Genomic DNA, 4,456 nt, shown 5'->3' with positions numbered 1-4,456 from the left:
GGTGCTCTGCGGCCCCGCGTTCGTGAACTTGCGGATGCGCCGCCGCTCGGTGTCGTAGCTGTAGCGCGCGGTCATCCCGCCTCGCGACAGCACCGCCAGCTGCCCCGGCAGGTCGTAGCTCGCGGTGTAGCCGGCGCTGTCGCTGGTCGTGTTCCCGGCGTTGTCATAGCCGAAACTGCGCGCCGGGTTGGTCATCGCAGCGAGCCGGTTGCTGGTCGCCTCGATCACATAGGTGCTGGGCACCCCGCTCAGGCTCTGCTCGGTCCGGTTGCCGTTCGGATCGTGGGCAATCGCCCAGCTGGTCGTCGCGGTGACCACGCTCGTCAGCCGGCTGTTCGCGTCATAGCCGAAGTTCTGGTCGAGTGCCAGCCGTGTCGTGCCATCGGGTGCCAGGTGCGTGAACGAGACGATCCGGTCCGCCTCGTCGTAGCGGATGTCGCGGAACACGTCGCCGAGGCGCATCCGCACGATGCGCCCGTCCAGRTCGRTCACRCGCTCGTGCGCCTGTGCRCCGCCGGCCATCGCCCACTGCCAGCTTTCGACCGGGCCGAAGGGCTGGTACGTCACCTGGTCGATCARCGGCAGCGGCTCACTCCCCGCGTCCTTCGCCAACGCGATCGACACCACATGCGCGCCGCTCCAGCGGATCGCGAGCCGGCGCCCCGATGGATACGTGATGCCGGTCAGCCGACCGAGCGTGTATTCGTAGCCGGCCACCGTGGTGACCGTTGCGCCATTGGCCCCGCTCGCCGGGCTCACGCGCTGCGTGCTGGTGACGACCTCGCCCCAGGCGTTGTGGGCGTACTGCGTGGATCCGCCCGGAAAGAGCGTCGACGTCAGGCGCCCGATGCCGAAGCTGAAACCCGGCCCGGTCTGGCTGTGGKTCCAGACGAGCAGCGCGTCCGGCGCTCCTTCCTTCAGGTACTGGATGGCGTTCAGCCGGCCCGCGTCGTCGTAGGCAATGCGCGCGGTCACGCCTCGGCTGTCGATGCGCGTCGACACGCGGCCGGCCGCATCGACGCTGAGGTCGGTGACGCCGGTATCGGGGCTGATCACCTGATGGCCGCCACCGGCCTTCTCCGGATAGCGCGTGACCAGCCGGCGCGGGTCGGTCACCTGCGTGAGCCGGTCGCGGCCATCGTGCTCGAGCTCGGTGACGCCACCCGCCGGATCGACCTGCGCCTTGACGCGGTTCAGCGGGTCATAGGTCACCCGGGTCTCGAGGTTCAGCGTGCCGGCACCGCGGACCACCTTGGTGACGAAGCCCTCGGCGTCGTATTCATGGCGTGCCACCGATCTCGGAGAGGCCGGTGGCGGCGGCAGGGTCTGCGCCTCGACGACGGACATGAAGATCGCGCCGCAGGCCATCAGGCATCGCGCAGGCCGCCTCACGGTGCCGTCCCCCGGCCTTCGGTCTTCTGCACCCGCCCGAGGTCGTCGACGATGCGCTCCAGCGTGCGCCGCAAGTTGCCGCCGGGGTCTTGCACCTTCTCGCGAACCTTGATGCTGGCCATGTCCAGCAGGTAGTCGATGCGGTGGCCCTGCGCGTCGTAGACCGCCACGTTCCGGTGCGCATCGTCGTAGTCCCAGCCGACCCAACTGCCGTCCGGCAAGGTCAGCCGCTTGAGCTGGCCCGCGGCGTCGTAGGTATAGCGCGTGACGCGCCCGGCCACGTCGCGCGTGAGAAGCCGCTGCCGCAGGTCGTAGGTCGTAGGTCTGCAGCGTGACGACACCGTTCGGATCGATGCTCTCCAGCCACTTGCCCGATCGGTTGTAGCGCAGGTACCGCGTCACACGGCCATCGCTGGTCGTCTCGCTCTGCAGGTCACCCACCATGTGATCGGCGGTCTTGTCCTCGCAGTAGGTCCAGGTTGTCGTCGTACCGTCCGGTGCCGTCTCGGTGAGCTTCTGTCCGCGAGCGTTGTAGGTCCAGCTCCACACCTTGGTGCCGGGCGGGTAGGCCGCCACAGCGTTCAGCGGCAAGGTGAGTGAAGCGATGACGGCCAGCCGCCTGGTGATGTCCAGCATGAATCCCCCTGATCTGTGTTGCGCTTGACGCCACGCAGTGTTCGAAAGGGATGTGCAGGAAATATGGAGATCACCCTTTCGGCGGCCCGAGCTTCTTGAGTTCGTCGACCACCTTTTCAACGAGCTCTGCAGACCTCTCCCACACGCCATCGAGGTTGAACCAGGCCAGCTGCGCCGCTTCGCTGAGGTGGGTCATCGCCGTCCTCAGTTCGCTCGACACGCGGTGCGGGTTGCACAGGGTGTCCAGCATCTCCAACGCACGGCGCGCGATGTCTTCCTCGGAGCCGGCGTGCATGCTGATCCTCAGCAGCCCGCGCAGCACGGCCTCGAGTTCGGCGCCCTGCCAGAACGAATCCGGCGACGCCGTGTCCATGGCTTCGCGCAGCGAACCCAGGCGATCCGCAAACGCGGCGGCGTTGCCCTTGCGGGCGAATTTCTCGAAGCTCGCGTGATCGTTCGCCAGCAGGATCACCGCCAGCGCGCGCCGACGATCCGTCTCGTCCGACGTGCCGGGGGCGAGCGCGGACAGCAGGCGCTCGGTCACGCCACCCCACAGCGCCTCCAGCGCTGCCATGCGATCGCCCTGCACCGGCAACGCCTCGATCGCGCGGGCCTCCCTCATCAGGTCGCCGAGCAGGTGCTTGAAATTCGAGGGCGCTTGCAACTGGGCCTCGCCATGGAACCTGACCGTCCTGGGTTCGGGTGCAGTCACCTCCTGTTCGGCTGGCTTGCGCTTGGCCACACGCTTGACCAGGCCCTCGACCTGCGACCGAATCGCCTGCGCAGCACCCTTCCTCGCCGTCTCGACCTTCTCCGTCTTCCGTGGCTTCACGTTGCGACCGCCGTCGCTCGTGCCCTCGCCTGGCAGAAGCAGCGGCTTCTTCAGGCGCGCGCCATCGATCTTCCTCTTCATGAACCCACTCCTCTCGTCGTGACAGCCCCCTCTGTAACAACAGCCCCCCGGAAAGTTCGCGCCTGCCCGTCCCCCTAGAACCACCGGCGACTCACCTTGGTCACTTTGTGCGGCCCGGCACGCCTCTTAGCATCGCCCCGCGATTGCTCCCCCAACGCAGCCCGCGGCATGGCGGCTCGCTTGCATCGAAAGGCATCTGTTGTGTTGACCTCTCCCGTTCGTGCGGGCTGCGTGGCCCTGGCCTGCGCGCTGCTCCTGGCCACCGCTGCCCACGCCCAGTCGGCTGCCACCGCCGACGGCCTCGCGCCGGCCAACAACCAGGCCCGCGACGCCCTCGCCCGCCAGCGCGATGCCGAAAGCCTCTTCTCCGTCAGCGCCGAAGGCAAGGCGCTCTACGAGCGCGACGTCGTCAAGCTCGACGGCTACGGCTACTGCGGCCGCTCCATCGCGCTCGCCGAGCAGGGCGAGTTCCGCCAGAGCATCCGCGCCGCCAGCAAGGCGCTGCACCTCGGCCAGGCCGACGACAACGACGACCTCAAATCCCTCGCGCAGCGCGACCTGGCCATCGCCTACAGCTACGCCGGCCTGCTCGACGAGGCCGAACGCTTCGCGAACGGCTCGCTCGCGCTGACACCGAAGAACCCGCAGCAAGCCCACGCGCCGTCGTTGAAGGTGCTCGGCGACATCGCGGTGCGCCGCGCCCGCTACGGCGATGCCGCCGGCTACTACGGCCGCAGCATCGCGCTCGCGAGCGACCGCTTCCGTCCGCTGGTGCAGGTCTCGCTCGCCAACGCCTACACCGCCGCCGGCCGCGCGCCCGAGGCGCTGAAGCAGCTCGACCAGATCCCCGTGCGCGAGACCGACAAGCTCGGCCCCTTCTACAAGCGCAGCCGCGCCAACGCCCTGCTCGGCAGCGCGCAGCCGAACGAGGCACTGGCTCTTTTCAAGCAAGTTCTCGCCGACCCCGGCGCCGGCGACACCGCCTACCACCGCCTGTGGGCCTCCGAAGGCATCGCACGCGTCGAGGCCGCCCGCGGCGACAAGCCGGCCGCGCTGGCCGCCTACCTCGACACCGTGCAGCAGGCCGAGCGCCTGCGCAGCAAGTTCACCAGCGAGGAGTTCAAGACCGGCCTGTTCGGCGACATCCAGCAGGTGTTCAACGCCGCGCTGGCGCTGAGCCTCGACGCGCGCAACTACGAGGCCGCGTGGACGCTCTCCGAGGCCTCGCGCTCGCGCCAGCTGCTCGATTCCATCCGCGATCGCGCGAGCGACACGCTGGCGCAGGAGCGCGTCTCGCTGCCCGAGCTGCAGCGCTCGCTCGGCGCCGGCGACGCGGTGCTGCAGTTCCACGTGCTCGACGACCGCAGCGTCGTCTGGCTGGTCACGCGCAGCGGGCTGTCGGCCGCGCTGATCCCGCAAGGCCAGGCCTCGCTCGCGAAGCAGGTCGAGGGCTTCCGCGCGAGCGTCATCGAACGCCGCCGCGACACCACCTCGCTCGCGCAGCAGCTCTACAAG

The 4,456-nt window shown here is 69.0% G+C and carries 3 protein-coding genes and 1 pseudogene; 1 reads left to right on the top strand and 3 read right to left on the bottom strand.

Features of this window, described 5'->3' with window-relative positions; all coding sequences use genetic code 11:
* The 3 genes and pseudogenes from AC1DXV_RS31755 to AC1DXV_RS31745 all read right to left on the bottom strand — a co-directional run.
* A pseudogene (locus AC1DXV_RS31755) lies at positions 1-1,347 on the bottom strand (hypothetical protein); the annotation flags it as partial.
* Between the two features lie 41 nt (positions 1,348-1,388).
* Positions 1,389-1,733, bottom strand: a complete 345-nt coding sequence (locus tag AC1DXV_RS31750; protein WP_477871721.1) for a hypothetical protein — start codon at positions 1,731-1,733, stop codon at positions 1,389-1,391.
* A 365-nt stretch (positions 1,734-2,098) separates the two neighbouring features.
* The gene (locus AC1DXV_RS31745) at positions 2,099-2,941 is read right to left on the bottom strand and encodes a hypothetical protein (protein ID WP_477871723.1); all 843 of its coding nucleotides are present in this window, start codon (positions 2,939-2,941) and stop codon (positions 2,099-2,101) included.
* A gap of 204 nt (positions 2,942-3,145) precedes the next feature.
* On the opposite strand from AC1DXV_RS31745, the gene AC1DXV_RS31740 reads away from it, so the two are divergent.
* Positions 3,146-4,456, top strand: a 1,311-nt coding sequence (locus AC1DXV_RS31740) for a tetratricopeptide repeat protein (RefSeq protein ID WP_477937468.1), incomplete at its 3' end; no start/stop codon positions are given.

Source organism: Rhizobacter sp. P3_C12 (assembly GCF_056402735.1).
The sequence above is the reverse complement of the archived record's forward strand: the minus strand, read 5'-3'. Positions and strand labels throughout refer to the sequence as shown.

Excerpts from the sequence above, each read along its gene's own strand:
- AC1DXV_RS31745 (WP_477871723.1), bottom strand. The coding sequence starts at position 2,941 with ATGAAGAGGAAGATCGATGGCGCGCGCCTGAAGAAGCCGCTGCTTCTG.